8 protein-coding genes are annotated in these 4,910 nt (G+C 61.7%); 3 read left to right on the forward strand and 5 right to left on the reverse strand.

The window, feature by feature from the left end:
• Positions 1-8 precede the first annotated feature (8 nt).
• The gene (locus tag AX724_RS23860) at positions 9-257 is read left to right on the forward strand and encodes a zincin-like metallopeptidase domain-containing protein (RefSeq protein WP_066763318.1); all 249 of its coding nucleotides are present in this window, start codon (positions 9-11) and stop codon (positions 255-257) included.
• A gap of 100 nt (positions 258-357) precedes the next feature.
• Here the strand turns inward: AX724_RS23860 and AX724_RS02725 are convergent, their stop codons facing one another.
• The 4 genes from AX724_RS02725 to AX724_RS02740 form a co-directional block, all read right to left on the reverse strand.
• A complete protein-coding gene (locus AX724_RS02725; RefSeq protein ID WP_066763307.1) occupies positions 358-699 on the reverse strand; it encodes a helix-turn-helix domain-containing protein in 342 nt (113 codons plus the stop codon).
• Positions 692-1,051, reverse strand: a complete 360-nt coding sequence (locus AX724_RS02730; RefSeq protein ID WP_066763309.1) for a type II toxin-antitoxin system RelE/ParE family toxin — start codon at positions 1,049-1,051, stop codon at positions 692-694. The genes AX724_RS02725 and AX724_RS02730 overlap by 8 nt, the downstream gene beginning before the upstream one ends.
• 40 nt (positions 1,052-1,091) lie before the next feature.
• Positions 1,092-2,330 carry a tyrosine-type recombinase/integrase gene (locus AX724_RS02735; protein WP_082733379.1) on the reverse strand — a complete coding sequence of 413 codons (1,239 nt, stop codon included), beginning with the start codon at positions 2,328-2,330 and terminating at the stop codon, positions 1,092-1,094.
• 317 nt (positions 2,331-2,647) lie between these two features.
• Positions 2,648-2,950: a polyhydroxyalkanoic acid system family protein gene (locus AX724_RS02740; protein ID WP_066763311.1), complete on the reverse strand. Its 303-nt coding sequence runs from the start codon at positions 2,948-2,950 to the stop codon at positions 2,648-2,650.
• A 143-nt stretch (positions 2,951-3,093) separates the two neighbouring features.
• On the opposite strand from AX724_RS02740, the gene AX724_RS02745 reads away from it, so the two are divergent.
• Both AX724_RS02745 and AX724_RS02750 read left to right on the forward strand, forming a co-directional pair.
• Entirely contained in the window at positions 3,094-3,633 is a 540-nt protein-coding gene (locus tag AX724_RS02745; RefSeq protein ID WP_066763312.1) for a glycoside hydrolase family 108 protein, read from the forward strand.
• Position 3,634: 1 nt separating this feature from the next.
• Positions 3,635-3,910: a 3TM-type holin gene (locus AX724_RS02750; RefSeq protein WP_066763314.1), complete on the forward strand. Its 276-nt coding sequence runs from the start codon at positions 3,635-3,637 to the stop codon at positions 3,908-3,910.
• 499 nt (positions 3,911-4,409) lie between these two features.
• Here the strand turns inward: AX724_RS02750 and AX724_RS23865 are convergent, their stop codons facing one another.
• A complete protein-coding gene (locus AX724_RS23865; RefSeq protein ID WP_443018638.1) occupies positions 4,410-4,895 on the reverse strand; it encodes a hypothetical protein in 486 nt (161 codons plus the stop codon).
• Positions 4,896-4,910 lie beyond the last annotated feature (15 nt).

Consider the following 4,910-nt stretch of genomic DNA (forward strand, 5'->3'; position numbering starts at 1 on the left):
TCCGGAAAATTGACGTCGGAAGTCAGATTGGGGCTGGACTGTCAGGATATGTCGCCGAACTAGGCGCTGCCTTCCTGGCCGCCGATCTTGGGCTTTGTATCGAGCCGCGCCCCGATCATGCCAGCTATATCGCAAGCTGGATCAAGGTGCTGCAAAACGACACCCGCGCCGTCGTGCAAGCCGCCGCCCATGCCGAACGCGCCGTTGCCTATCTGCACCAACTGGCGGCCACAGAAGCGATCGAGAAAGCGGCGTAGATTACTTTGATGAGGCCGCCCCAAGAAGGGGCGGCCCCTTCGCTTTTCCCACCCATCGACCCTATGCGCGGCCGCTCCCTTCGATCGCGGCTAATTGGTTTCAGGCAGCAAGCGTTGATATCGAAGCCCGCTTTCCACCCGCACGCGGCGCGACGGAAATCTTCACCCAAACGTCCCGGTTGAGCCGGTCGAGAATCCGTAACAGCCGGTCGATGGTGAATCGCTCCAGTTTGACCTGGCGGATACGCGAAAAATCGGCGGCCGATATACCGGTGCGCGCTTCGGCATCCCGAACCGTCAGCCGCTCGGCATCGAGCGTTTTGACGATTTCAGCGGCAAGGATCGCACGAAACTGGCGAATGCTGGCATCGGGCTGATCGAAGTCGGCAAAGACATTGCCCGAACCGCGAACCAGTTCGAAATCGTCATCATGGTCAGCCATTGAGCATCTCCTTCAGCCGCTTGATCCGCTCGCGCACGAGGTCAATTTCGTGGCGTGGCGTCGCAATTCCCTTGGTCGATTTCTTCTGGAAGGCATGAACCACCCAAATGTCATCGCCCAGTTGCACCGCATAGACGACCCGATAGGCGTCGCCGCGCTCCTTGATCGCCAGTTCCCACACACCGGCACCCAGCCCGGCAAGCGGCTTGGCAATGTCCGGCGTTCCACCATCGGCTACCACGGTCAGGGCATCCAATGCCCGATCTATGGCACGTGCAGGAAACGCCTCAAAATCTCTTCGCGCCGCCTTGATCCAAGAGACAGTGCGGAGTGTGTTACGTGATTTCGCCATAGTAGTCAAATCTGCCAACAAGGTCAATCCGCGTGCAGCATCATGCCGCCGCTGCAAATGGCGAGGTGCTGACCAGCACTTCCACGGCTTTCAGCTTATGTTCGGGCGCGAGATGGGCATAGCGCAGCGTCATCGCATAATCGCTATGCCCAAGCAGTTCGCGCACGGTGTTGAGATCGACCCCGCCCATTACCAGCCGCGAGGCGAAATGGTGGCGCATGTCGTGCCAGCGGAAGGCGGTGATGCCCGCATCCTTGAGCAAATGCCGCCACGAGAAATTGACGCGATCAAACCGCTGGCCCACGTCGTTGACAAAAACCAGCCCGTCGGTGCTTTCCACTTGCGCGCGCCAGCCCTGCAAAACGAACATGGCCTCGCGATTGAGGGGAATATGGCGCGTTCGCCGCGATTTCGCGGTCGCACCCGTCACGGTCAGAATACGCCGGTCGAGATCGACATTAGCCCAGGTGACATCGAAAAGTTCGCCGCGACGACAGCCCGTGTTGATCGAGAGCAGAATCAGCGGCTTCACATGGTCGGTAAAGGCCAACTGCCGCAGGCTCGGCAGCAATTCATACCCGCGTTCGCTCCGCCAACGGTTAGCCGAATCGCGCTCGGCGCAGCGGCGCTCTTCGCGAGCATCGAGCGCCGCTCGCAAGCGGGCCTCTTCGTCGTAGGAGAGATAGCGAACTTTGGGGCAATTGTCGGTGCGCGATTTCTTGACCTTGGCGAGTGGATTGGTCCCAAGCAATTCCCATTCCACCGCGCGGTTGAACGCGGCCTTGATTGAGGAAATATCCCGGTTAATGGTTTCGAGGCTCAACCCGCGTTCGACCTCGCCTCCACGCCAGCGTTCGACATCCAGAGCGGTGATCGCATCGAGGCGCTTGTCCAGCAGGACCTTGAACGCGGTCGCAAGCCGGTTGAGGTTTTGCTTATGCGCTTTTTGATTGGCCTTGGCCCAAAGCCCATAGTCGCCATCGAGAAAGGCGCGGAAGGTCGGCACCTCCCGCTTGGGCTTGCGCGCTTCGATGGGATCAATGCCGCGATAGACTTCGGAAAGAATGACGCGGGCGCTCTCGCGGGCCTCGGACAAACCCACCGCATCGGCCCTGCCCAGCCACACCCGCTTGCCTCGCGCATATTCGCAATAGAAAGACTTCACCCCGGCGGGCGTTACGCGCAGGATCAAGCCTTTAAGCCGGGCATCCCTATAATCTTTGACTTTAACCGATATGGGAAACTTATCGACCATGGATTGTGTCAAAGCAGTTCGCATTATTCCGGCCTCGCCTGCCAAAAATTAAATCCCGAATCGCATCGTTCTGGTGGTGCACTGGTGGTGCAACTTGCTGCAACAGAGCGGAACATAACGGGACAATCTGCACCACCAGAGATGTCAGCAGACTGGCAAAAAAGACCCCATTTTTCAAGGTTTATCGTTTAATTTCGGAGCATTAGGAACCATCAAAAAGGGCGGGCTGGGGGTGTGGGGGTCGGAGGTTCGAATCCTCTCGTCCCGACCAAGGAAAACCGCCGTTTCTTGCCAAGCGCAGGAGACGGCGTTTTCGTTTCGGCGCGACGCGGCGCCAGCGCCTATGCGGGGCCGGCCAGCATTTTCTGCGCGCTTGTGCGGATGAAGTCGGAAATCGGGCCGGACATCATCTTCAGCATCATCGGCACATCTACCGTCGCCCGGATATTGGCGTCCTCGATCACCAACCGGGTGGGAATGGACTGGCCCATCACGTCGATCCGCATGTCGAGAACATCGTCCGATGGCCAGTGCGCCGTCACCGTGCCGCCGCCGGGAATATGTTTCTCCAGCTTGGGCAGGCCCGCCTCAACGCGGCGCTTGGCCTCCGCCTTGCCCAGTTGATGCGGTATGTCGATGTCCATTGCGATCCTTCCAGTTGCCGCCGCCAGCCTTAGCGAGGGTCTCGCCCGGCCGAAAGGGCAAGCCGCATCAGCGCAGTGCCTGTCCTACAGATAACCATATGGGATAAATGATTCGCCTCACCCATCCACGCGGAGGCACAGCAATGGATATTCACGACCTGATCGAAGAGGTCATCGCCCGCGAAGGCGGCTATAGCGATCATCGCGCCGACCGCGGCGGACCCACCAATATGGGCATCACCCGCGATGTCGCGCGCGACAATGGCTATTTCGGTGACATGAAGGCGCTGCCGCGCAGCTTTGCCGAATCCCTGTACCGGCGGCTCTACTGGGATCAGCCCGGTTTTCCCTTCGTCGCGGAGATCAGCTGGCCGGTGGCGGCGGAACTGTTCGACACGGCGGTAAACATGGGGCCGGCAACCGCCACCGGCTTTCTCCAGCGCGCGCTCAATGCGCTCAACCGCAACCAGCAGGATTATCCCGACCTGAAGCTGGACCGGCAGATCGGCGCGCGCACGCTCGACGCGTTGCGACGCTTCCGGGCGTTGCGGGGAGCCGGCGGCGACAAGGTGATGCTGAAGGCGATGGAGGCGCTGCAGGGGGAGCGTTATATCGCCCTGGCGGAGAGCCGCCCCGCCAACGAAGCCTTCCTCTACGGCTGGCTTGCGAACCGGATCGGTTAGGATGCATACCTCTCCCCCTGACCCGCTGGATGAAGGCGACGTGTGGACGCGGCGCGCCCGTCCCGCCTTCCTCTACCTCATCTACGCGCTGCTGCTCTGGTCGATCCCCATTGGCCTGCTTGCTGGATGGCGGCCGGCGCTGGCGGCGGCGATCATCGTGGCCATGCGCGCCTATCTCAACGCGCTGCCCGAACCGCTCTATGCGCTCTTCGGCACCGGCTATCTCGGCTACACTGCAGCCCGCGCGTGGGACAAGGCGAAGGGCGGCATGCGGTAACGACTTGGCGTAAACTGCCCGGTCAAGGCCGGACTGGTCCGACCATAAGGTCTTGGCAGCGGCCTTGCGCCTGCAAAGCCAGGCTCACCTTCGCCGGACATGAGAGGGGCCGCCGGGAGCAACAGCCCCGACGGCCCATCATTGACATGGTCAGCGGCCGGAAGCGCCGCCCAAGGAGAATGTCTGTTCGCGCTATCCTGTCGTGCGACGAGCGACGGCCTGTGTGTCAGCTCTCAAATCGTCATCGTCATGGAAAGGATCGACGCAGCGGCGTCGCTCAGCGGCGCATTCCCCGAATGGACTTGACCGACCCCATTGCTGAACCATGAGACATCGGATCACCTCCTTTCGCTATGTTGAAGCCCGCGTGGCCGTCGCCAGCTTTCAAGCCTTTGTTCGGCCACGACATCATAGTGAATCAGACGCAGCGCTCGATCAAGGCTTGTAATTTTCTTTTTTCGAATCATACTTTCGCGTCCGCCCTGGCCGATGGACGGGCTCAGCCGCGACAATCCTCGATTACGCGTCCAATTTCCGCCCAGGCCGGCAGGATCAGCACGGGTTGCCCGGCGCTTTCCAGCGCGAACTTGCCGCGACTATAGGCCAGTTGATCCAGCGCCGTGTCGGATGCCGCACGGGTGGCAACCATGCGCGGCGACGCACCGCTGGTGAAGGTTGCAGGCCATACCACCGCGCCATAGCTGGTGCGCAGCGTGACCGCCGCCGTACCGCCCGGCATCTGCGGAGACACCGCCCGCCCCAGGCTGACCCGGCGGCTCGCCCGATCGCAACGGAGCGTGACCGTCTGGGCGCCGGACCCGAAGGTCGCCACCGATCCATTCCCCTCGGCCCGGTAGGTCCATGAACCCGGCGCAACCGGTCGATATTGCCATTCCAGCGGGGTCGGGGCGCTGGCCTGTGGCGCTGGGGGCGGTGGGGCCGGGCGCGCAGTTTGCGGCGTGGCGCGAACAGGCGCGGGTGCCAGCGCGGCCCTTTCGGC

It is taken from the genome of Sphingobium sp. CCH11-B1, assembly GCF_001556865.1.
In the GTDB taxonomy this organism is placed as follows: domain Bacteria; phylum Pseudomonadota; class Alphaproteobacteria; order Sphingomonadales; family Sphingomonadaceae; genus Sphingobium.

What these genes read in the sequence shown, in the direction of transcription:
- AX724_RS02725 (WP_066763307.1), bottom strand. Translation starts at nt 699, where the DNA reads ATGGCTGACCATGATGACGATTTCGAACTGGTTCGCGGTTCGGGCAAT.
- AX724_RS02730 (WP_066763309.1), bottom strand. Translation starts at nt 1,051, where the DNA reads ATGGCGAAATCACGTAACACACTCCGCACTGTCTCTTGGATCAAGGCG.
- AX724_RS02735 (WP_082733379.1), bottom strand. Translation starts at nt 2,330, where the DNA reads ATGCGAACTGCTTTGACACAATCCATGGTCGATAAGTTTCCCATATCG.
- AX724_RS02740 (WP_066763311.1), bottom strand. Translation starts at nt 2,950, where the DNA reads ATGGACATCGACATACCGCATCAACTGGGCAAGGCGGAGGCCAAGCGC.
- AX724_RS02745 (WP_066763312.1), top strand. Translation starts at nt 3,094, where the DNA reads ATGGATATTCACGACCTGATCGAAGAGGTCATCGCCCGCGAAGGCGGC.
- AX724_RS02750 (WP_066763314.1), top strand. Translation starts at nt 3,635, where the DNA reads ATGCATACCTCTCCCCCTGACCCGCTGGATGAAGGCGACGTGTGGACG.